This is a genomic window from Novosphingobium sp. HR1a, assembly GCF_015594425.1.
Lineage (GTDB): Bacteria > Pseudomonadota > Alphaproteobacteria > Sphingomonadales > Sphingomonadaceae > Novosphingobium > Novosphingobium resinovorum_A.
In genome coordinates this window covers 18,454-39,353 of the sequence record NZ_JABXWS010000045.1, presented here as the reverse complement: position 1 = coordinate 39,353, position 20,900 = coordinate 18,454, and the positions used below count along the sequence as shown (strand labels likewise).

18 protein-coding genes are annotated in these 20,900 nt (G+C 65.9%); 12 read left to right on the top strand and 6 right to left on the bottom strand.

The window, feature by feature from the left end; all coding sequences use genetic code 11:
* Positions 1-26 precede the first annotated feature (26 nt).
* Entirely contained in the window at positions 27-965 is a 939-nt protein-coding gene (locus HWN72_RS10780; RefSeq protein ID WP_008831286.1) for a DMT family transporter, read from the bottom strand.
* Positions 966-1,078: 113 nt separating this feature from the next.
* Here HWN72_RS10780 and HWN72_RS10775 point away from each other — a divergent pair, with 113 nt between their 5' ends.
* Complete coding sequence (locus HWN72_RS10775) at positions 1,079-1,555, top strand: Lrp/AsnC family transcriptional regulator (protein WP_008831287.1); 477 nt, start codon at positions 1,079-1,081, stop codon at positions 1,553-1,555.
* On the opposite strand, the gene HWN72_RS10770 is transcribed toward HWN72_RS10775, so the two are convergent.
* The gene (locus HWN72_RS10770) at positions 1,552-3,330 is read right to left on the bottom strand and encodes a cation:proton antiporter (RefSeq protein ID WP_211150284.1); all 1,779 of its coding nucleotides are present in this window, start codon (positions 3,328-3,330) and stop codon (positions 1,552-1,554) included. The two genes, HWN72_RS10775 and HWN72_RS10770, sit on opposite strands and share 4 nt — an antisense overlap.
* Positions 3,331-3,430: 100 nt before the next feature.
* Here HWN72_RS10770 and HWN72_RS10765 point away from each other — a divergent pair, with 100 nt between their 5' ends.
* The 4 genes from HWN72_RS10765 to ligA all read left to right on the top strand — a co-directional run bounded on the left by HWN72_RS10765 (position 3,431) and on the right by ligA (position 11,539).
* Positions 3,431-4,225 carry an outer membrane protein assembly factor BamD gene (locus HWN72_RS10765; protein ID WP_008831289.1) on the top strand — a complete coding sequence of 265 codons (795 nt, stop codon included), beginning with the start codon at positions 3,431-3,433 and terminating at the stop codon, positions 4,223-4,225.
* A 444-nt stretch (positions 4,226-4,669) separates the two neighbouring features.
* A complete protein-coding gene (locus HWN72_RS10760; protein ID WP_008831290.1) occupies positions 4,670-7,207 on the top strand; it encodes a TonB-dependent receptor in 2,538 nt (845 codons plus the stop codon).
* 486 nt (positions 7,208-7,693) lie between these two features.
* On the top strand, positions 7,694-9,358 hold the full coding sequence (gene recN / locus HWN72_RS10755; protein WP_211150283.1) for a DNA repair protein RecN: 1,665 nt from the start codon (positions 7,694-7,696) through the stop codon (positions 9,356-9,358).
* 45 nt (positions 9,359-9,403) lie between these two features.
* Positions 9,404-11,539 (top strand): NAD-dependent DNA ligase LigA, encoded by a 2,136-nt coding sequence (gene ligA, locus HWN72_RS10750; RefSeq protein ID WP_211150282.1) that lies wholly within the window; start codon positions 9,404-9,406, stop codon positions 11,537-11,539.
* 114 nt (positions 11,540-11,653) lie between these two features.
* On the opposite strand, the gene HWN72_RS10745 is transcribed toward ligA, so the two are convergent.
* On the bottom strand, positions 11,654-11,956 hold the full coding sequence (locus HWN72_RS10745) for a DUF1153 domain-containing protein (protein ID WP_008831293.1): 303 nt from the start codon (positions 11,954-11,956) through the stop codon (positions 11,654-11,656).
* A 231-nt stretch (positions 11,957-12,187) separates the two neighbouring features.
* Between HWN72_RS10745 and HWN72_RS10740 the strand changes: the two genes are divergently transcribed.
* Entirely contained in the window at positions 12,188-12,463 is a 276-nt protein-coding gene (locus HWN72_RS10740; RefSeq protein WP_008831294.1) for a hypothetical protein, read from the top strand.
* A gap of 19 nt (positions 12,464-12,482) precedes the next feature.
* Here the strand turns inward: HWN72_RS10740 and HWN72_RS10735 are convergent, their stop codons facing one another.
* Positions 12,483-13,385 carry a 50S ribosomal protein L11 methyltransferase gene (locus HWN72_RS10735; protein ID WP_211150281.1) on the bottom strand — a complete coding sequence of 301 codons (903 nt, stop codon included), beginning with the start codon at positions 13,383-13,385 and terminating at the stop codon, positions 12,483-12,485.
* Positions 13,382-14,278 carry a subclass B3 metallo-beta-lactamase gene (gene bla, locus HWN72_RS10730; protein ID WP_211150280.1) on the bottom strand — a complete coding sequence of 299 codons (897 nt, stop codon included), beginning with the start codon at positions 14,276-14,278 and terminating at the stop codon, positions 13,382-13,384. Before bla ends, HWN72_RS10735 begins: the two co-directional genes overlap by 4 nt.
* 150 nt (positions 14,279-14,428) lie before the next feature.
* Between bla and sdhC the strand changes: the two genes are divergently transcribed.
* From sdhC to HWN72_RS10700, 6 genes are all read left to right on the top strand, one after another.
* Positions 14,429-14,824, top strand: a complete 396-nt coding sequence (gene sdhC, locus HWN72_RS10725) for a succinate dehydrogenase, cytochrome b556 subunit (RefSeq protein WP_008831297.1) — start codon at positions 14,429-14,431, stop codon at positions 14,822-14,824.
* A gap of 12 nt (positions 14,825-14,836) precedes the next feature.
* Positions 14,837-15,223 carry a succinate dehydrogenase, hydrophobic membrane anchor protein gene (gene sdhD, locus HWN72_RS10720; protein WP_008831298.1) on the top strand — a complete coding sequence of 129 codons (387 nt, stop codon included), beginning with the start codon at positions 14,837-14,839 and terminating at the stop codon, positions 15,221-15,223.
* Positions 15,223-17,031, top strand: coding sequence for a succinate dehydrogenase flavoprotein subunit (gene sdhA, locus HWN72_RS10715; RefSeq protein ID WP_036523815.1), 1,809 nt, complete (start codon positions 15,223-15,225; stop codon positions 17,029-17,031). Before sdhD ends, sdhA begins: the two co-directional genes overlap by 1 nt.
* A 235-nt stretch (positions 17,032-17,266) precedes the next feature.
* Entirely contained in the window at positions 17,267-17,854 is a 588-nt protein-coding gene (locus tag HWN72_RS10710; RefSeq protein WP_008831300.1) for an HdeD family acid-resistance protein, read from the top strand.
* Positions 17,855-17,910: 56 nt separating this feature from the next.
* Positions 17,911-18,309, top strand: a complete 399-nt coding sequence (locus HWN72_RS10705; RefSeq protein ID WP_008831301.1) for a BlaI/MecI/CopY family transcriptional regulator — start codon at positions 17,911-17,913, stop codon at positions 18,307-18,309.
* Positions 18,306-20,111: a M56 family metallopeptidase gene (locus HWN72_RS10700; protein ID WP_211150279.1), complete on the top strand. Its 1,806-nt coding sequence runs from the start codon at positions 18,306-18,308 to the stop codon at positions 20,109-20,111. The genes HWN72_RS10705 and HWN72_RS10700 overlap by 4 nt, the downstream gene beginning before the upstream one ends.
* A 49-nt stretch (positions 20,112-20,160) precedes the next feature.
* Here the strand turns inward: HWN72_RS10700 and HWN72_RS10695 are convergent, their stop codons facing one another.
* The gene (locus HWN72_RS10695) at positions 20,161-20,898 is read right to left on the bottom strand and encodes a hypothetical protein (protein WP_211150278.1); all 738 of its coding nucleotides are present in this window, start codon (positions 20,896-20,898) and stop codon (positions 20,161-20,163) included.
* Positions 20,899-20,900 lie beyond the last annotated feature (2 nt).

Genomic DNA, 20,900 nt, shown 5'->3' with positions numbered 1-20,900 from the left:
AGGTGGGGCTTTCCACCAATGACGAATCAGGGGCGGCGATGCGCCGAAAGGCAGGTGACCACGCTCGCTACGACTAGCGTGAAGGCCGCCAGTTCCATCGGCGTCGGCAGGCGACCTTCCCATGCGAAGCCGTAGATCAGCGCGAACAGCGTTTCGAACAGGATCATCTGGCCGACGAGGGTGAGTGGCAGCAGGCGGCTCATCCGGTTCCACAGCGCATTGCCGAGAATCGAGGCCAGGAGCGCGACGGCGACGCAGACGGCCGCGAAAGTCAGCCATTCGGGGGCCGGGCGGCGCCAGTCCTCCAGCACGAGCGAGACGGGGAGGAGGAGCAGGGCCTGCGCTCCGGTGACGAGGCCGGTCAGCAGGTTCCACTCATAGACCGAGACTTTGGTGCGCACGAGGCAGCGGGCATTGCCGATCGCGAACGTGGTCCACGAGGCGAGGGCACCGACGGCGCAGGCGAGGCCGGTCAGTTGCGCGGTCGTCGATCCGGAGGCGGGCGAGGCCAGCGCCTGCCAACCGATGCAGACCGCTCCTCCGGCGCAGAGCAGCAGCGAGGGTGCAAGGCGGCGCAGCGGCACGGCACCATGGTCGCGGCTGCCCACGATGGTCACCGCTACGGGCAGGAAGCCGATCACCAGCGAGGTCATGGCGACCCCGCCTGACTGCACGGCGCTGGCGAGGAACACGAAGTAGGCGGTGTTGCCGAGCACGGCGAGCCAGGCGAGGCTCCACCACTCGCGCCGGGTCAGTGCTGAGAAGACCTGGCGGCGGCGCGGGGCGATCAGCACGGCTGATGCGGCTCCGTAACACAAGTAGCGGCCGATGCTCAGCTGGAGGGGGGAGAAGCTGCTCGCCAGTTCGGGGGCGAGGAACACGAGGCCCCACAAGGCACCCGCGCCGATGCCGCAGAGCACGCCGGTCAGGCGGTTGTCAGTGGGGATTGCCGTGCCTGTGGTCATCGTGTGGTAGCTTTATGTGCCGCTGAGTGCCGTTATGTGCCGTGAGCGAATATCACCTGGGCAGCGGGTTGTGCGCTCTTGATTTAGCGGTGAAACGCAACAAAAACTCGCATATGCCCAAGAAGACCGCCCCGCTCGACGCCTTCGACCGTGAAATCCTGCGAATCCTGCAGCGTGACAACAAGACGCCGCAGCGCGCGATCGGAGAGGCGGTGAACCTCTCGGCGGCGGCGGTGCAGCGGCGAATCGCGGCGATGGAGCAGTCGGGTACGATCGCCGCCAACGTCGCGCTGGTCGATCCGGCGGCGCTCTCGCTGACGGTCACCGCGATCGTCGAGGTGTTCCTGCGCGACGAGCGAACCGCCAGCATAGACCGCGCCAAAGCGCTGTTCCGCGAGACGCCCGAAGTGCAGCAATGCTACTATACGACCGGTGGCACCAGCTTCGTTCTGGTGGTCGTCACTACGGACATGAGCGCCTACGAAGTGCTGACGCGGCGGCTGTTTTCCGACCACGAATGGGTGGCTAGCTTCCGCACGCTGGTCGCCCTCGACCGGGTCAAGAGCGGCGCGGAAGTGGTTGTTCCCTAAGCTCTTTCCGCCTCACGCAGCTGGCCGGATTTCAGCGAGGGCTTCTCCGAAAGGCCGCCGCGTTCCATGATCATCTCGCGGAATTCGTCGCGCTTTTCGTGGATCGAGGCGATGATCGGTCCCATCGCGACGCCGGTTTCGACGAGCGCGGCCTCGGAAAGCTGCAGCGAACTTTCCAGCGTTTCGGGCACGGCATAGCTGGCTCCGGCACGGTAGAGTTGGGCGGCGTGGTCGGCGTCGCGGGCGCGGGCGAGAATCGGAAGGTCCGGGAACTGCTGGCGCAGCTTGCGCACGATGCGCTGGGCGGTGACGGGCTCGTCCATGGTGAGGATCACCGCCGCCGCGTCCGCCGCGCCGAGCCGCACCAGGGCGTCGCCGCGACCCGCGTTACCGAAGGCGACGGTGTAGCCGAGGCGCCGGCCGTGGGCGACGAGGTCGGCGTCGCTGTCGATCGCGAGATAGGGCCGCCCGTGCCGGGTCAGCATGTCGGCAACGAGGTGGCCGACGCGGCCGAAACCGACGATCAGCGTGCGCGGGCGGGTGGCGTCGTCGGCGGGACGGTGCGGCGTTTCGGCGCCGTCCACGCGCTTCCCCATGACCTTGCCGGCCATCGCCAGGAGCGGGGTCACCGTCAGGCCGAGCGCGGTCACGATCTGCCAGAACTGCGCGGTTCCGGGCTGGATCAACTGGGCGGTGCTGGCCGCGGTCAGCACGATCAGCGTGGTCTCCGAAGGGCTCGACATGAGGATGCCCGCTTCGGTCGCAGTGCCGCGCCGGGCGCCCATCACCCGCAGCATCACGCCGGTCACCACCGATTTGAGCACGATGACCACTACTGTTGCGATCAGGATCGAGGCGAGGTTTTCCCAGACGACATAGAGGTCGATGCTCATGCCGATGGTGATCAGGAAGACGCCGAGGGCGAGGCCCTTGAACGGTTCGGTGATCTGCTCGACCTCGGAATGGTACTCGGTCTCGGCGATCAACAGCCCGGCGACGAGGGCGCCGACTATGGGGGAAAGCCCGGCGGCGGCGGTCGCCAGCGAGGCGACGATCACCACCAGCAAACTCGCGGCGAGGAACAGTTCGGGGCTCTTGGTGCGAGCGGCCTGCGCGAACAGTGGCGGCAGCAGGTAGCGGCCGAAGATCAGCAGGCCGCCGACCACCACGGTGCCCCATAACAGGGTGTTGAGCAGGTCGCTGACACCGTCCCCGGTGTGCGGGCCGAGCGCGCCGAGCAGGAAGATGATGGGGACGAGGGCGATATCCTCGAACAGCAGCATCGCCAGTGCGGCCTTGCCGACCGGCGTGGTCGTCTCGGTGATCTTGAGCACCAGTGCGGTGGACGACAGCGCGAGCGCGAGACCCAGCGCCATGGCGCCCGAGAAGCTCTGGCCGATCGCCGCGAGGATGAAGGTCAGCGAGGCGGCGATGACGATCAGTTCGAGCGAGCCCAGCCCGAAGACCATGCGCCGCATCTCCCACAGGCGGGCGAAGGACAGCTCCAGACCGATCGAGAACAGCAGCAGGATGATGCCGAATTCGGCGAAGATATCCAGCCCGTCCGGGTCGGTGATGGTGATGTAATGCAGCCAGCGATGGTCGAACACATGGCGGCCGAGCCCGAACGGACCGACCAGCAGGCCGACGAGAATAAAGCCGATGACGGGCGTGATGCGGAACCGGTTGAACACCGGGATGACGATGCCTGCCGCGCCCAGGATCACCAGGGCGTCGGACATCATCGGGGAATAGAGATCGCTGCTGCCTGCCATGCGGGAAGCCTAGAGGTTGTAGCGGCTTGCGACAATTGCGCTGTCCACTCTTGCGCAACTTCACTTGGCGTTCAGCGAAGCGCTGGTTATAGACCCGTCCATGTTCGCACGCTCGTCGCTCAAGACCGCCATCCTCGCCGCCGCTACCGGGGCGATCGTTCTCACTGCCGGTTGCGGGGGACGGGCGAAGAATCGCGATACCGCCTACGTCGCGCGCGACGTCGATACGCTCTACGCTGCGGCTCAGCAGCGCCTGGAAACCGGGCGCACCAAGCAGGCCGCCGCGCTGTTCGACGAAGTCGAGCGCCAGCACCCTTATTCGCCCTGGGCACGCCGCGCCCAGTTGATGAGCGCGTTCAGCTATTACGCCGCGCGTGACTACAACAAGGCGATCCAGTCGGCGCAGCGCTTCCTGTCGATCCACCCGGGCAACAAGGACGCGCCTTACGCCTACTACCTGATCTCGATCTGCTATTATGAGCAGATCAGCGACGTCACCCGTGACCAGAAGACCACGCAGCAGGCCAAGCAGGCATTGACCGACGTGATGCGCCGTTACCCCGGCACAACGTATGCGCGCGACGCCAAGCTCAAGATCGACCTCGTCGACGATCACCTCGCGGGCAAGGAAATGACCATCGGTCGCTCGTACGAGCGCAGCGGCAAGTGGCTGGCGGCGACGCTGCGCTTCCGCAATGTGGTCGATAACTTCCAGACCACCAGCCACACGCCCGAGGCGCTCTATCGCCTCGTCGAGGGCTACCTCTCGATGGGCGTTCCCGAAGAGGCGCAGAAAGCGGCTGCGGTGCTGGAGCACAACTACCCGAACAGCGACTGGTACGGCCGCGCCTACAAGCTGATGGAAAAGCACGCGCCGCAGAACGTCGCGGCCTGATCTTCGCCCCTCTTTCCGGGCTTGCTCGGGGGAGGGGGGCTCAATTCATCCATTTATCTTTCTCAAGCGGCCCGCCTCCCCGGCGCGGCCGCTTTTTCGCGTGTGTTTGTCGTGGGGGGACACGCCGCCGCGATGCCTCGCCTCGTCGCTGCGCAGTTTCGCTTTAGCGCCTGATAGCTGAAGTCTATTGTCCACCAATTAAGTTGAGATTAGAAAAGCTCAACAAGAGGCGAAACGGCCTGGAGGGCAAATCACATGAGGGCGACGCGGTGCGGCCGCAGGCATTCCATGATCCCTTCCGGCCGGACCTGCAAGCGGCGCATTCGACCACGAAGCGCCGCGTGCAAGCCTCGAGCCATACCTGCCGGCCCTGAAGGGGGCAGGCCGACCAGGTGCACACCGGATCGCCGGATGCATTCAATTCCCTGACAGAGGATTTGAATAATGACTTCGTTCGTCCGCCGGACTCTTCTGGCAACCACCGTACTCGCCTCGGCGACGATCGGCTTCTCTGCGGCGCATGCCGAGGATACCGCTCCCGCCGCCGCAACCACGACCGCTGCCGCAGATGAGCAGGACAACCCCACTTCGGTCGGCACCGGTGCGCGCGATCGCGGCGCCGATATCGTCGTCACCGCGCGGCGTCGCCAGGAATCTAGTCAGGAAGTGCCGCTCGCAATCTCGGTCGTCGGCGGTGAGCACATCGATTCGACCGGCTCGTTCAACGTCGGCCGCCTGCAGCAGCTGACGCCGACGCTTCAGTATTACTCATCGAACCCGCGCAACACCGCCGTCAACATTCGTGGCCTCGGCGTTCCGTTCGGGCTGACCAACGACGGCATCGAGCAGGGCGTCGGCATCTACGTCGACGACGTCTACAACTCGCGCGTGGCCTCGGCGACGTTCGACTTCCTCGACGTGGCGCAGGTCGAAGTGCTGCGCGGCCCGCAGGGCACGCTCTACGGCAAGAACACCACGGCAGGCGCGATCAACATCACGACCAACCAGCCGACCTTCGACTTCGAGGGCAAGGCCGAGGTCTCGATCGGCAATTACAACTTCAAGCAGGCCAAGGCGGCGATTTCCGGCCCGCTGACCGAGAACCTTGCAGCGCGCATCGCGGTGTCCTCCACCAGCCGTCGCGGCACGATCTACAACGTCACGACGAACGAGCACATCCAGAGCCAGGACAACCTCGGCCTGCGCGGCCAGCTGCTGTGGAAGCCGACCGATACCATCGACGTGACCCTCGCGGGCGACTTCAGCAACCAGGACGCCAACTGCTGCGGTTCGGTCTACGTGCGCACGGGCCTGACCCAGCGCGCCATCAACCGGCAGTTCGAGGCGCTTGCGGCCGCTCAGGGCTACCAGCCGGTCAGCCGCAACCCGTTCGACCGTCTCACCGACCTCGACACGCCGCTCAAGGCGAAGAACAAGATCGGCGGCGCTTCGCTGCGCGTGAAGTGGGAACTGGGCGAGGGCACGCTGACCTCGATCACCGCCTGGCGCTTCTGGGACTGGGATCCCTCGAACGACCGCGATTTCACCGGCTTGCCGATCGTCGCGCTGTCGCAGAATCCGTCGCAGCAGGACCAGTACACGCAGGAACTGCGCTACAACTACAGTAGCGACAAGATCGACTTCGTCGTCGGGGCTTTCGGCTTCTATCAGCGCATCGACACGCAAGGCACCGAATCGCAGGGCTCGGCCGCGAGCCGCTGGAGCATCAATCCGGGCACCGTCGCCGCCGTTCCGCCGGGTTCCTCGGGCTGCGGTCCGACCGCGTCGAACCAGCTTGCCTGCGATCCCACGGTGCTTGACGGCCTCGTCGCCTACAACACGCAGTACCTCAAGAACACCAGCGCCGCGCTCTACGGCCAGCTGAGCTGGCACATCACGCCCGAGCTGACCCTGCAGCCCGGCGTTCGCCTCAACTACGACAAGAAAGAAGGTTACTACCAGCGCCGCGTGTTCGACGGGCAGGGCAACGAACTGCTGCTGAACGACGGCATCAGCAATATCCGCAAGACCGCACAGCTGGCGATCTATACGCCGCAGGAAATCTCGCCGACGTTCAGCGACTGGAACTTCAGCTACGACTTCACCGCCAGCTACAAGGTAGCGCCGGACGTACTGCTCTATGCGACCTATGCGAAGTCGTTCAAGTCGGGCGGCATCAACCAGAACGGCGTGCCGGTGGACGGCAGCAACAACCCGATCCTGGCGACCGCGACGGTCAAGCCCGAGTCGGTCCACCATTACGAAGCGGGCATCAAGACCCAGTTCTGGGACCGCAAGGCGACGCTCAACGTCTCGATCTTCCGCACCGATATCGCCAACTACCAGGCTAACGTGAACAACGGCCAGTACGGCGTGCTGCGCGGCTATCTCGCCAATGCGGGCGCGGTTCGTTCGCAGGGTGTCGAGGCGGACTTCTCGGTCCGTCCGAGCGAGCGGTTCAACGCCTACGTCAACGGCGCCTATACCGACGCGACCTATCGCAAGTTCACCGACGCGCCGTGCCCGCCGGAGCTTTCGGGCGGCACCACTGTCACGTCGACCACGACCGTCAGTCCTGCGGGCACGCCGGGCGGCATCAGCCCCGAGAACTGCGATATCTCGGGTCAGCGCCTGCCGGGCGTCTCGAAGTTCTCGTTCTCGTTCGGTGCCGAGGTCAACGCCCCAGCCAAGCTGCTCGGCAAGGAGGGTGAGGTCTACTTCGGCTACGACGGTTCCGTACGGTCGAACTTCTCGTCCAACCCTTCGCCCTCGGCCTACACCTGGATCGATGGCTACAGCCTGCACAACTTCCGCGCAGGTTTCCGCACCGAGAGCGGATTCGACGTCTACGGCTGGGTCCGCAATGCCTTCGACCAGAACTATTTCGAGCAGCTGATGGTTGGGCCGGGCAACACCGGCCTGATCGCCGGTCTGCCGGGCGATCCGCGCACCTGGGGGTTCACGATCAAGTCCGCCTTCTGAGAATCACCCGTCGACCCCTTGCCCCCGCGCCGCTCGAGCAGCGCGGGGGCATATTTATTTCGTCCAGCCGGGAACTTTTTGCGACGGGCTGATCTGAAAAACCGCTTAAATCGATTGCACTGTGAACCTTAAGTAATTTCTCAAATCCGATGATTATCCTTATGGTGGTTTTTACCAACTAAGGTGAGCCTACGTAGAGGGAACCCGGAGAAAGCCGGATGAACCGACAGGCTGGGGATGGGTCGCATAATCAATGGATATGAAGCACGATTTTCCGTTTGAGCCCGACATCCGCGTGGAGGCTCTCCAGCCGAGATCGTGGCGGCCTGAACTCGTCGCTATCGTTGCCATCTTCATTACCGTGTGGGCCGCGCTCCTCGTGCATTACCTGAGCGACAGTACCGGCTGGTAAGCCGGACTTGTGCTCAACCTGAGTGCGAAGCGGGGTGACGGGCGTTCGCGCATCCGCTAGAACGCTTCGCGAACATGCTTAGCCAGCTTTCCATTCGCAACATCGTGCTGATCGAGGCGCTCGACCTCGATTTCGCTCGTGGCCTCGGCGTCCTCACCGGTGAAACCGGTGCGGGCAAGTCCATCCTGCTCGATGCGCTGGGTCTCGTGCTCGGCAATCGAGCGGATAGTGGACTTGTGCGCGGGGGAGAGGACCGGGCCAGCGTTACCGCCAGCTTCGATGCTTCGGCGTTGCCCGCTTCGGTGCTGGCGATGATCGACGACGCCGGGTTCGAGCTTGAACCGGGCGAGCCGCTCATCCTCAAGCGCCAGCTCAAGGCGGACGGCGGTTCGAAGGCGTTCCTCAACGACCAGAGCGTCGGCGTCGCCCTGCTGCGCGAGATCGCGCCCGCGCTGGTGGAAATCCACGGCCAGCACGACGATCGCGGTCTCGTCAACGCACGCGGCCACCGCGCGCTGCTCGATCGTTTCGCAGGCGGCGAGGTCGCCGGCGTCGAGGCGGCGTGGAAGGACTGGCGCGGCGCGCAGGATGCATTGGACCTTGCACGCGAACGCGTCGCCCGCGCCGCCGAGGATCAGGACCTGTTACTCGCGCATCTCGCCGAACTGACCACGCTCGCCCCCGTCGAGGGCGAGGAGGACGAACTCGCCGGTGCCCGCGCGCAGATGCAGAAGGGCGAAAAGCTGGCCGACGATCTCGCGGCCCTGCAGCACTTGTGGACCGGCTCCGATTCGGCGCTGGCGCAATTGCGCACCGCCTCGCGCCGCCTCGATCGCATCGCCGGAGAGCACGAACTGCTGGAAGAAGCGCTGGCCGCGCTCGACCGCGCCGTGATCGAGGCGAGCGAGGCCGAGGACAAGCTCGACAAGGCGGCCGAAGCGCTGGCCTTCGACCCGGCCGAACTCGACCGCATCGAGACGCGCCTGTTCGACTTGCGCGCGGTTGCCCGCAAGCAGGGCTGCCAGGTCGATGACCTGCCCGCGAAGATGAACGAGATGCGCGCCGCGCTCGACGACATCGAAGGCGGTAACGAGCATATCGTCGAACTGGAAAAAGCGGCGCAGAAGGCCGCGCTGGCCTATCGCGAGAAGGCGGGCGCGCTCCACGATTTGCGGCGTGCGGCGGCGAAAAAGCTCGACGCAGCCGTGGCGACGGAACTGGCGCCGCTCAAGCTGGATGCCGCGAGGTTCCAGACTTCAGTGGTGCGTCTTCCCGAGGAGCGCTGGGGCGCTTCGGGCATGGATGCGGTGGAATTCCTCATCAGCACCAACCCCGGCTCGGACTTCGCGCCGCTCGGCAAGATCGCCAGCGGCGGCGAATTGTCGCGCTTCATCCTCGCGCTCAAGGTCGCGCTGGCCGAGGAGGGCGGCGCGGCGACGGTGATCTTCGACGAGATCGACCGCGGCGTCGGCGGTGCAGTGGCCGACGCCATTGGCGAACGCCTCTCGCGCCTTGCGTCCAGCGGGCAGCTGCTGGCGGTGACGCACTCGCCCCAGGTCGCGGCGCGGGGGGACAAGCATTACATGATTGCCAAGTCCAGCCAGGGCACCGTTACGCGCACCTCGGTGACGCCGCTTTCGGATGCTGAACGCAAGGAGGAGATCGCCCGCATGCTATCCGGCGCGCAAGTGACCGACGAGGCGCGCGCGCAGGCGGACAGGCTGCTGGTGCGGGTGTAAGCAGCAGACTGGTCCCGGCTCGCGCAACGTTGCATAGCGCAAATCATGACTGCCGATTCCCCGAACGAAGCCGAAGCCGCCAACGAACTCATGCGGCTTGCGCGCCAGATCAACCGCGCCAACCGCCTCTACCACGCCGAGGATGCGCCGGAGATCAGCGACGCCGATTACGACGCGCTGGTGCGGCGTAATGCGGAGCTGGAAGCAGCGTTCCCGCATCTTACGAGACCCGATTCGCCCAGTAACAAGGTCGGTCACGAAGTCGCTGCCTCACCGCTCGGCAAAGTGACGCACGAGGTTCGCATGATGAGCCTCGACAATGCCTTCACCGACGAGGAAGTCGGGGAGTTCCTGACGCGCGTGCGGCGGTTCCTGTCACTTGCCGCCGAGGAACCACTGGTGATGACGGCGGAGGACAAGATCGACGGCCTCTCCTGCTCGCTGCGCTATGAGCACGGCAAATTGGTGCGCGCCGCTACGCGCGGGGACGGGCAGGTGGGCGAGGACGTTACCGCCAACGTCGCGCATATCGCCGACGTCGTGCAGGAACTCGAAGGCGAAGATATTCCCGAGGTCTTCGAGGTGCGCGGCGAAGTCTACATGGAAAAGGGGGCGTTCCTCGCCCTTAACACCCAGTTGATGGACGAGGCGCGCGCGCTGGCCGACAGCAAGGGCGAGGCGTTCGACGACAGCAAGGTCCGCCAGTTCGCCAACCCGCGTAATGCGGCTGCCGGCTCGCTGCGCCAGAAGGATGCCAGCGTCACCGCGAGGCGCCCTTTGCGCTTCTGGGCGCACGGTTGGGGCGCCGCCAGCCATGTGCCCGGCGCGAGCCAGCATGAAGTCATCCGTCGCATCGAAAGCTGGGGCCTGCCGGTCTCGCCGCAATTCCGCCAGTGTCACTCGCTCGACGAGATGCTGGCCGCCTACCGCGCCATTCGTGATGGCCGCGCCGCGCTGCCGTTCGAGATCGACGGGGTGGTCTACAAGGTGGACCGGCTCGACTGGCAGCAGCGGCTGGGCTTCGTCGCCAAGGCGCCGCGCTGGGGCATGGCGCACAAGTTCCCCGCGGAGCGAGCGGAGACCACGCTCGAATCGATCGATATCCAGGTCGGGCGCACCGGCAAGCTGACGCCGGTGGGACGCCTCAAGCCGGTGCTGGTGGGCGGCGTGACGGTCACCAACGTGACGCTCCACAACCGCGACGAAATTGCCCGCCTCGGCGTGCGTCCCGGTGACCGGGTGGTGCTCCAGCGCGCGGGCGACGTCATCCCGCAAGTGGTCGACAACCTCTCCCGCGACGAAGAGCGTGAGCCTTACGTGTTCCCGGATCATTGTCCCGAATGCCAGTCCGAGGCTGTAGCAGCCGAGGGCGAGGTGGACGTGCGCTGCACCGGCGGCCTGATCTGCCCCGCGCAGCGGACCGAGCGTCTGAAGCACTTCGTCAGCCGCGCCGCACTCGACATCGAGGGGTTGGGCGAAAAGACCATCGACGAATTCTTCAAGGCTGGCTGGCTCGAAAGTCCGGCCGACATCTTCCGCCTGCGCAAGCGCCGCGAGGAGATCCTGGCCCTCGAAGGGTGGAAGGACAAGTCTGTGGACAACCTGTTGGCGGCTGTGGAAAGCAAGCGCAGCCCCGACGCCGCCCGGCTCCTGTTCGGCCTCGGCATCCGCCACGTCGGGGCCGTGACCGCGCGCGATCTCCTCAAGCGCTTCACGACGCTTCCCGAATTGCGTGCTCTCGCCGAGCAGGCGCAGGTCAAGCAGGGCGAGGACGAAGTGAAGGCAGCAAGCGACGCCTATGCCGAATTGATCTCCATCGACGGCGTCGGCCCGGTGGTGGTCGAGGCGCTGGGAGACTTCTTCCACGAGGAGCACAACCGTGCTGTCTGGGACGACCTGTTGAGCGAGGTGTCGCCGCCGCCTTACGTCGTCGAGACTAAGGAAAGCGAAGTCTCGGGCAAGACCGTGGTGTTTACCGGCAAGCTGGAGACGATGAGCCGCGACGAAGCCAAGGCACAGGCCGAGCGGCTGGGCGCCAAGGCTGCGGGATCGGTATCGCCAAAGACGGACATTCTGGTCGCGGGACCGGGGGCGGGCTCGAAATTGAAGAAGGCGGCCGAGCTGGGGATTCGGGTGCTCAGCGAAGAAGAATGGGCCGAGATCGTTCGCGCGGCGGGATAAGGTAAAGCAAAGCCCTCCCGCGAGCGGGAGGGCCGGAAGGCTGGCCCCGAAGGGCTGGCCGGAATGCTTCTCAGCTACGCGCGACGTGCAGGGGGATACCGCAGCGCGATAGGCTCAACTGTAACGGCCGCGGCGCTCGTGCACCTGACGGTAATGCTGGACGCGCGTGGCGCGCAGACCAGCCATTCCTTCGCGTTCGATCGAGCGCTGCCAGGAGGCAAGCTCTTCGAGCGTAAGATCGTAGCGCTCGCACGCTTCCGCGATGGTCAGCAGTCCACCGCTGACTGCGGCGACCACTTCCGCCTTTCTACGAACCACCCAGCGTGAAGTGTTGGGCGGCGGCAAGCTGTCTATGCTCATCGGTTCGCCGAGCGGACCGGTGATGACCGTCGGACGGTCGTTCTTAACGTCTTCCATGGTTGGCCTCGTGAAATCTGGCTGCCAACCCCCTGTCGATGTCTATTCTGCGTATTAAACCTTAACTTGAGGCAATCGCGGTTGGTTAATTGATATTTACGATGTTTTACATATTCTCGGGGAAAAATTCATAAAAATGCAATCGATACAGCCGCCAAATCTTTACCGACCGTTTACCAGTGTTAATTACCTTTACCTCCAGACCAGATCCATTGCTCAAGAGAGGTAAACGTGCAGAGCCGCCGCAAGCTGTCGACGCATGCTTCCGCCGTGGCGCGGCACGTGACTTCGGACGGCTGCCAGTTCGTGATCGAGCGGGCAGGCGTGGCTGCGGGACAGTGCTTCAGCTTCGTGGTGGACGATTATCCGCCGGTGCGCGGCACCGTGCGCTGGGTGGTCAAGGACCGCATCGGCTTCGCCTTCGACCGGCCGATCTCACGCGACGCACAGGCCGCGATGCTGCGGCGCAGTCGCGTGGTTCAGGGGCTGGAACTGCTTCTGGTGTGAGATTTGGGTCAGGGGCGCGTTAACGCCCCCGCTTGCGCATCCACAGGATCGACCAGTCGCCGTTGACCATGCGCGCGGCGAGGCGCAGGCCCGCCTTGCGGCAGGCGGCGCGCACGGCGGCTTCCTGCGTTTCCAGCAGGCCCGCCAGCAGCAGGTGCCCGCCCGGAGCCAGCGCCTTGCCGAAATCGGGGGCGAGGTGGACCAGCGGCCCGGCGAGGATGTTGGCGAGGATCAGGTCATAAGGCCCACGCGCCTCCAGCACCGGATGGGCCATGCCGTCCGCTACCGTCATCACCAGTTCGCCGCGCCGGGCGCCCATGGTCACGCCGTTGGCCCGGGCATTGTCTTCGACCACATTAACGCAAACGGCGTCGATGTCGCTCGCCGTCGCCAGCGCGCGGGGCCAGAGCGAGAGCGCAGCGAAGGCGAGAAGGCCGGTGCCGGTGCCGATGTCGGCGCAATTGCGCACGACGAGCCCTTGCGCCTTCATATGGGTCAGCATCGCCAGGCATCCGGCGGTCGTGGCGTGATGGCCGGTGCCGAAGGCCTGGCTGGCGGGGATCGCGAAGTCGAAGACGCCGGGCTCGTCCACTGCCGGGTGATCGGGCGTATGAACGTGGAAGCGGCCCGCGCGGATCGGTTCCAGCCCTTCCTGGCTGGTGACGAGCCAGTCGGTTTCAGGCAGTTCCTCGGCGATCAGCTTGGGTTTCGTGTCTGCAAACAGCGCCGTGATCGCGACGTTGTCGGCCTTGCTGGGCTTGCGATCGAGCCAGGCTTCGAGAACCCAGTCCTCGGGTTGGTCCTCGGCGACTTCGCGGCCGGAGAGAACGATCTCGTGATCCCAGTCCCAGGCGTCTTCATGCGCGACGAGAGCTGCCTCGATGACGGGGCGGGCGGCGAAGACGGTGACTTTCCAGCTCACTTGGCATTTTCCTTGGCAAGACGCTGGGCAAGGCGCCCCTCCGCGAATTTCGCATAAGCGGGGCAGGCGTTCTTGTCCGCGAGCGGCTTCGTTCCAGCGAAGCGCTCCATCATGTCGCTCTGGCCGGGATGCGGGGTGAGCAAGACGTCGCAGGGCAGGGCGGCCATCACCGGCAGGCCCTTGCGGATCGCCGCGACGCGCGCCGGGTGGTCGGTGAAACGGTAGCCGTCGGACGAGATCGTCGAGGAACTGTCGGCATAGGCAATCTTGCGGCACCCGGCCTTGGGCGCGCAGGAGGTCCAGGTCCAGCTTGTCGAGCCGGGCGCGTGAACCGGCGTCGCATGGGCGGTCAGGACAAGATTGCCGACAGTGACGGTGTCTCCGTTCTTCAGCACGCGATCGACGCGAACCGGGGCCATAGGGTCGAGACCGTTGAATTGCGGGTCGTCGGCGCTCGGCTTGCCGCTGGCGAGAGCCGCTTTCTGCGCGGGCAGGGCTGCAACTTTTGCACCCGTTGCCTGCTGCAGTGCGGCAAGGGCGCCGACATGGTCAAAGTGCTCGTGACTGGCGACGATCCAGCGCACGTCTCTGGGGTTGAACCCGGCGCGCCGGATGTTCGCCAGCACCAGCGGGGCAGCCTTGGTCACGCCCGCGTCCACCAGCACATGTCCCTTGTCGCCCGTCACCAGGATCGCGGAAATGCCGCAGGTTCCCACGTACCAGGTATTCGCGAAGATGCGCGCAGGGGGAGCGGGGTCCGCCCATTCCTCCTTGCCCTCGCATGCCTTGGCGAGCGTCGCAGGCGTTACCGCTCCTTGCTCTGCGGCGCGGGCCACGAAGGGAGAAATGGCCGTCAGGGCAGCCAGCGCGATAGCCAGGGAGGTGCGACTCATGCGCGATGCTTTACGGCGCGCCTGTAAGATAGGCCAGTCCACCACGCAGATGTTGCGCCGCAGAACTTGCACCGTCCCTCGATTTGTCTAAGGGGGCTTGCAATAGGGCAGTTCATGACACTGCCGCAGGCAAGGGGATTCGTAAGCGCCATGGCAAACGCCGGGACCAAGAACCGTCCGCTCTCGCCGCACCTCCAGATCTGGAAGTGGGGCCCGCACATGTTCGTGTCGATCCTCCACCGCGTCACCGGCGATGGCATGGCATTCGCCGGCCTCGCTGTGCTGCTGTGGTGGCTGGGCGCGCTCGCCGGAGGCCCGGCCTCCTACGCGACGTTTGCGTGGGCGATGACGACGCCGATCGGCTATCTGGTGCTCGTGGGCATCTCGTGGGCCTTCTTCAGCCACATGGCGAGCGGCATCCGCCACTTCTTCCTCGACGTCGGCGCCGGCTTCGAACTGCAGGCGAACCGCCTGTGGTCGATCCTGTGCCCGGTCCTGGGTGTCGTTCTCACCGCCGCCTTCTGGGCGCTCCTGCTGCTTCGCTGAGGGTAACGAACAATGGGTAACGGAACCTCCATCGGCCGCGTGCGCGGCCTCGGCTCGGCAAAGGGCGGCGTCCACCACTGGCTGCTGCAGCGCTTCACCGCGATCGGCAACCTGATCTCGGTGCTGTTCCTGATCGTCTCGCTGGTGCTGCTGCCGGACTATTCTTACGGCACCATCGTCGAATGGATCGCACGTCCGGTCCCGGCCGTGATGATGATCCTGCTGGTCGTCACGACCTTCTGGCACGCACGCCTCGGCCTGCAAGTGCTGGTCGAGGACTACCTGCACGACCACGCCAACAAGTTCGCCGCCATCGCCGCGCTGAACCTTGCCGCTTGCGGCGGGATCGCGTTCGGCGTGTTCTGCATCGTCCGTATCGCGCTGGGAGCACACGCCTGATGTCCGCGCCTGCCTACAAGATCATCGACCACACCTACGACACCGTCGTCGTCGGCGCCGGCGGCTCGGGCCTGCGCGCCACGATGGGCTCGGCCGAAGCCGGCCTGAAGACCGCGTGCATCACCAAGGTGTTCCCGACCCGCTCGCACACCGTTGCGGCGCAGGGCGGCATTGCCGCCAGCCTCAAGAACAACACGCCGGACCACTGGACCTGGCACATGTACGACACCGTCAAGGGGTCGGACTGGCTGGGCGACCAGGACGCCATCGAATACATGGTGCGCGAAGCTCCCGCAGCCGTGTACGAGCTGGAGCACGCAGGCGTGCCCTTCAGCCGCAACGCCGACGGCACGATCTACCAGCGTCCGTTCGGCGGCCACATGCAGAACATGGGCGAAGGCCCGCCGGTGCAGCGCACTTGCGCCGCCGCCGACCGTACCGGCCACGCCATGCTCCACGCGCTGTACCAGCAGTCGCTGAAGTACGACGCGGACTTCTTCATCGAATACTTCGCGATCGACCTCATCATGGATGGCGGCAAGTGCGTCGGCGTGATCGCGCTGTGCATGGATGACGGCACGATCCACCGCTTCCGCTCGCAGGCCGTCGTGCTCGCGACCGGCGGCTACGGTCGTTCGTACTTCACCGCGACGTCTGCCCACACCTGCACCGGCGACGGTGGCGGCATGGTGCTGCGCGCCGGCCTGCCCCTGCAGGACATGGAATTCGTCCAGTTCCACCCGACCGGCATCTACGGCGCCGGCGTTCTCATCACCGAGGGCGCACGCGGCGAGGGCGGCTACCTGACCAACTCCGAAGGCGAGCGCTTCATGGAGCGTTACGCGCCTTCGGCGAAGGACCTTGCCAGCCGTGACGTCGTCTCGCGCTCGATGGCGATGGAAATCCGCGAAGGCCGAGGCGTCGGTCCGCACAAGGACCACATCTACCTGCACCTCGATCACATCGATCCCAAGGTGCTGGGCGAGCGTCTGCCGGGCATCACCGAGAGCGGCAAGATCTTCGCGGGCGTGGACCTTACCCGCCAGCCGCTGCCGGTCGTTCCGACCGTGCACTACAACATGGGCGGCATCCCGTGCGACTATAACGGCCGCGTGATGACCATCGGCCCCGACGGCGATCCCGAAACCGTGGTTCCGGGCCTGTTCGCGGTGGGCGAGGCGGCTTGCGTCTCGGTTCACGGCGCCAACCGCCTGGGCTCGAACTCGCTGATCGACCTCGTGGTGTTCGGCCGCGCGACCGGCCTGTACCTCAAGGAAAACCTGACGCCGAACGGCACGCAGGCGGAACTGCCCAAGGATTCGGCCGATCTGGCACTCACCCGCCTCGACCACTTCCGCAATGCCAACGGCTCGTCCTCGACGGCGGAAATCCGCACTGAGATGCAGCGCACCATGTCGCTTCACGCGGCGGTGTTCCGCACCGACGAACTGATGGTCGAGGGCAAGGAAAAGCTCGCCGCGACCTATCAGAAGATGAACGACATCAAGGTCACCGATCGCGGCCTGATCTGGAATTCGGACCTGGTGGAGACGCTGGAGCTGGACAACCTGATCTCGCAGGCCACCGTGACCCTGCACGGCGCACAGAACCGCAAGGAAAGCCGCGGCGCGCATGCGCACGAGGACTTCCCGAACCGCGACGATGTGAACTGGATGAAGCACACCGCGACCTGGTTCGACGGCTGGGGCGGCAAGGGCGGCGACGTTCGCATCGACTATCGCCCGGTGCACGAATTCACGCTGACCGACGACGTCGAGTACATCAAGCCCAAGGCCCGCGTGTACTGATATCGGCGAAAGCTGAATAACGAGAGGAGGGCGGCGCAGCGGCAAGGCTGCGCCGCCCTTTTTCGTTTCACCCCCAGCCCCTCCCGCAAGCGGGAGGGGAGAAAGTGCGAGAATGCCCCTCCCGCAAGCGGGAGGGGAGCGAGACTTGGGCCGCAGGCCCTAGTCGCAGCGGGGTGGCGTACCGGCGCGCAACCCTTCGCCCTGCCGTGCATTGCAGCGGGTGAAAGGAACCCCCATGCAACGCACCGACGTCGATCCCCTGCTCGAGCCCAACGTGCACCGCGACCCGCTCGTGCGCGAGATGGAGCGCGCGCCCGGCAGCACCTGGGGCTGGGTCATGGCCTATGGCGTGCTGCTGATCCTTGCCGCGTTGATCGTGCTGCTCAATCCGCTGGTGGCGGGCGTGGCGACCGGGCTGATCCTCGGCGTAATCCTCATCGTCGCAGGCGTGGCAGCCGTTGCGGCGGGCTGGACCTCGCTGTCGAGTCGCGCGCGGTGGACGGAGATCCTGCTCGGCGTTCTCGCGCTGCTGGCGGGCATCTTCGCCGTGGCAGACCCGGTTGCGGGCGCGCTGTCGCTGGTCATCGCCATCGGGCTATGGCTGGTCGTCTCCGGCGTGTTCCAGATCGCCTTCGCGCTCAAGGCCCGCCACGACAAGGGCTGGCGCCTGCTACTCGGCGTGCTCGACGTGGTGCTGGGGATGGTGCTGCTGTTTTCGAGTGCGGCGACGGGCCTCGCTTTCCTCGCTATCATCGTCGCGATCAGCCTGACGGTGCGTGCGGTTTTCCTGATCCAGCTGGCCCTGCTCCTCAAGCGCAGCTGAGTTGACATTCACCCACCGTTCATGTTTACAGACGTAGTCGATTACGTGTGTAGACGATGGAGAAATGGGTGTCCGAGTCCCCTGAACAGCCCGACCGCATTTCCGAAGCCGAGCATGCGGTGATGGAGGCGCTGTGGCAGCGCTCCCCGCTTACCGCCCAGGAAGTGTGCGAGGAAGTCTGCGGTCCGCGCGGCTGGAGCCTCGCCACGGTCAAGACGCTGCTGTCGCGCCTCGTCGCCAAGCAGGCGGTCGAGACCGAGCCTGACGGCAAGCGCTTCCTTTACTCCCCTCGCATCGCGCGTACAGTCTATATCGGTGCGGAAAGCCGCCGCTTGGTAGATCGCCTGTTCGGCGGCCGCGCGGCGCCGCTTTTCGCGCATTTGGCTGAGAGCGAACAACTCAGCGACGACGACATTGCCGAGATTGAAGCCCTGCTGAAGGAGCTGAAGTCATGACCGAGTGGCTTACCGATACGCTTCTGGCGACCGGCGTGCTGATGGCGCTGGTGCTGCTCGTCCGCCGCCCCGTCGCGCGCTGGTTCGGTCCGGGCGCGGCTTATGCGCTCTGGGCGCTGCCGATGATACGGTTGGTGCTGCCTCCACTGGCGCTGCCCCGCTTCATGGAGCATGGCTTACTGTCCAATCTTCGCTTCGGTGTAGAGCCGATCACGGCGTCTGCCGCAGGGTTTCAGGCTGCGACGCCGGTCGAGACGGTGCTGCTGCCAGCAGCCGGCCCGGTTGCGGAAGGCGCTGCCGCGCTGCCCGCCGCTAAGGTGCTGACGGCCGCTCCGATCGAGCCGGGGCTGCTGGCACAAGTGCCGTGGGCGACAGTTGCCCTGGCCGTGTGGCTCGGCGGTGCGGCGCTGTTCCTCGTTTGGCGGACGGTGACTTACCGCTGGATGCGCCGCGATCTGCTTGATGGCGCGCGCGTGGTTGCTCGATCCGACACCGTGCGGATCGTCGAAACGCCCGCGATCACCGCGCCGCTCGCCTTCGGGGTATTCGACAAGGTCGTCGCTCTGCCGCAGGGATTTCTGGCGGAGGCTGACTCCGAAACCTCCGACTTCGCCATCGCGCACGAGATGGAGCATCACGCGGGCAGCGACCTGCTGGCGCTGATCGCGATGCAGCCTCTCTTCGCGCTGCACTGGTTCAATCCGATCGGCTGGGCCGGTTGGCGCGCGGTGAGGGCTGATCAGGAGGCCTTCTGCGACGCCCGGGTCATGGCTGGCCGGCCCCGTGCCGAGCGCGCCCGCTACGGCCGCCTGATCGCTTCGATGGCTGGGGGGACGCGGCTCGGCCTTGCCGCGCCGATGGCCGGCCCGCTCTCGGGAGAGAAGCCGATAATCCAGCGTCTGAAGGCACTGGCGGCGGCCGACGTCAGCCCGACGCGGCGCGTGCTCGCCCGCAGCCTGTTCGCGCTGGCCGTCGTCGCGGTGCCTGCTACGGCGACGGTCAGCTATGCCGCGATGGACGAGGCGGAAGCCGATCCCGTCTCCGCGCCGGAAGCAGTCCCGCAGGCGCAACATTCGCGGGTGCCGCACGCTCCGCAGCCGCCGGTGCCGCCTGAGGCTCCTGAAGCACTGGCTGAGGCCGAACTGCCGGAGCCCCCAGAAGCGCCGGAGCCGCCCGAAATGCCGGAAGTCGACGTGGCTGAAGGTATCGCGCCGCCGGTGCCGCCGGTTCCTCCCGTACCTCCGGCTCCTCCCGCCGCCCCCTCCGCTCTCGCCGCACCGGCGCCTCGTCCGATGCCGAACGCCCGGGTCACGATGCGCAAGACGATGACGGCCGACGATGTTCGCCAGATGCACGACCGCTTGCGCAGCGCGGCGGATGCCCAGCGCAGCGTGGCCGATGCACAGCGCCGTTCGACGGAAGCACAGCGCATGGCCGCAGAAGCCTTGGCGCGCGCGCCCAAGGTGGAGGAATCGGTCTCGGCCGATGGCAAGCGGCATACCATTCGCATCGTGCAAAAGGACGGCTCGCGCGTTTCGACTCGGACCATGGTGCTCGACGAGAATTGCCCCGCCGACAGCCGCCGCCGCGAGGCGAGCCGCGAAAGCAACGGGTCTAGTGCATCGGTGGTCATCTGCACCGGCGAGCCCAAGGCCGCGAAATTCGCGGCAGTGAATGCCCTGCGCAGCGCCCGGGCCTCGATCGCGGCAGACCGTGCGCTGGATGCGAAGGTCCGCTCGGAAATCCTCGCCGACCTCGACGGAGAGATCGCCGACGCCCATCGCGAGGCGAACGCTAACTGACGCTCATAATGCGTGAGGCCGGCAGCCGGGGGCTGCCGGCTTTCTTACGTCAAGCCGGTCGCAGCTTCGCCGAGGTGATGTGCCAGCCTTGCGAAATACCCATGCCGCGATTGATCTGGCGCAGATCATAACTGCCGGTGAATCGCTGACGTCGGCCGTCGTCGAGTTCTGCATCGACCGTTACCGGGACGGTGACGTAGATCGACCCGGCGCCGCCCTCGACGTCTGACACCTTGCCGATATCCACGTGAACGCGGCGGGAATGGGCGTAGCCGTCGCTGAAAGCCTGCAGGGTCTGGCCGCCGGGCCCGCCGTCCGGTCCCCACAGGGTCCATGCCGAGGCATAATCGCGCGCGTTGATTGCGGCGTAGTAGCGCTTCACCATGTCGGCGGCGGCTTCCTTGCCGATGGGATCTATTCCGCCGCATTCAGGAGTTTTTGCCGCATCCTCACCGAGAATGGCGCATCCGCGGGCCACTTCGTTGCGGATCATCGCGCAGGAGTTTGCGGCGTTGCACGGCGGGGCCGTCGCGGGAGAGACGGCAATGCACTGCGCGACCAGCTTGCGCGCTGCCGCCTCCCCGATTTCGGACGAGCAGGCGATCGGTCCGGCATCGGCGGCAGGGGAGGAGGGTGCGCTTTGTGGCAGCGCTTCGATAGGGGCCGCGCTCAACGTTTCAGGAGCGGGTGAGGAAGGCGCCTCGCCCGTCGCCGTGGCAGTCGGCTCGCCGCCGCATGCGGACAGCAGCAGCACGAGCGCGCTCGCCGCAGGAAGTGCCCGAAGCATCA

Bases quoted from the DNA above. Each gene is read 5' to 3' on its own strand.
- HWN72_RS10760 (WP_008831290.1), top strand. From the start codon at position 4,670: ATGACTTCGTTCGTCCGCCGGACTCTTCTGGCAACCACCGTACTCGCC.
- sdhC (WP_008831297.1), top strand. From the start codon at position 14,429: ATGGCAAACGCCGGGACCAAGAACCGTCCGCTCTCGCCGCACCTCCAG.
- HWN72_RS10695 (WP_211150278.1), bottom strand. From the start codon at position 20,898: ATGCTTCGGGCACTTCCTGCGGCGAGCGCGCTCGTGCTGCTGCTGTCC.
- HWN72_RS10700 (WP_211150279.1), top strand. From the start codon at position 18,306: ATGACCGAGTGGCTTACCGATACGCTTCTGGCGACCGGCGTGCTGATG.
- sdhD (WP_008831298.1), top strand. From the start codon at position 14,837: ATGGGTAACGGAACCTCCATCGGCCGCGTGCGCGGCCTCGGCTCGGCA.
- HWN72_RS10775 (WP_008831287.1), top strand. From the start codon at position 1,079: ATGCCCAAGAAGACCGCCCCGCTCGACGCCTTCGACCGTGAAATCCTG.
- HWN72_RS10745 (WP_008831293.1), bottom strand. From the start codon at position 11,956: ATGGAAGACGTTAAGAACGACCGTCCGACGGTCATCACCGGTCCGCTC.
- HWN72_RS10765 (WP_008831289.1), top strand. From the start codon at position 3,431: ATGTTCGCACGCTCGTCGCTCAAGACCGCCATCCTCGCCGCCGCTACC.
- bla (WP_211150280.1), bottom strand. From the start codon at position 14,278: ATGAGTCGCACCTCCCTGGCTATCGCGCTGGCTGCCCTGACGGCCATT.
- ligA (WP_211150282.1), top strand. From the start codon at position 9,404: ATGACTGCCGATTCCCCGAACGAAGCCGAAGCCGCCAACGAACTCATG.
- HWN72_RS10705 (WP_008831301.1), top strand. From the start codon at position 17,911: ATGGAGAAATGGGTGTCCGAGTCCCCTGAACAGCCCGACCGCATTTCC.
- HWN72_RS10780 (WP_008831286.1), bottom strand. From the start codon at position 965: ATGACCACAGGCACGGCAATCCCCACTGACAACCGCCTGACCGGCGTG.
- HWN72_RS10710 (WP_008831300.1), top strand. From the start codon at position 17,267: ATGCAACGCACCGACGTCGATCCCCTGCTCGAGCCCAACGTGCACCGC.
- HWN72_RS10770 (WP_211150284.1), bottom strand. From the start codon at position 3,330: ATGGCAGGCAGCAGCGATCTCTATTCCCCGATGATGTCCGACGCCCTG.
- recN (WP_211150283.1), top strand. From the start codon at position 7,694: ATGCTTAGCCAGCTTTCCATTCGCAACATCGTGCTGATCGAGGCGCTC.
- sdhA (WP_036523815.1), top strand. From the start codon at position 15,223: ATGTCCGCGCCTGCCTACAAGATCATCGACCACACCTACGACACCGTC.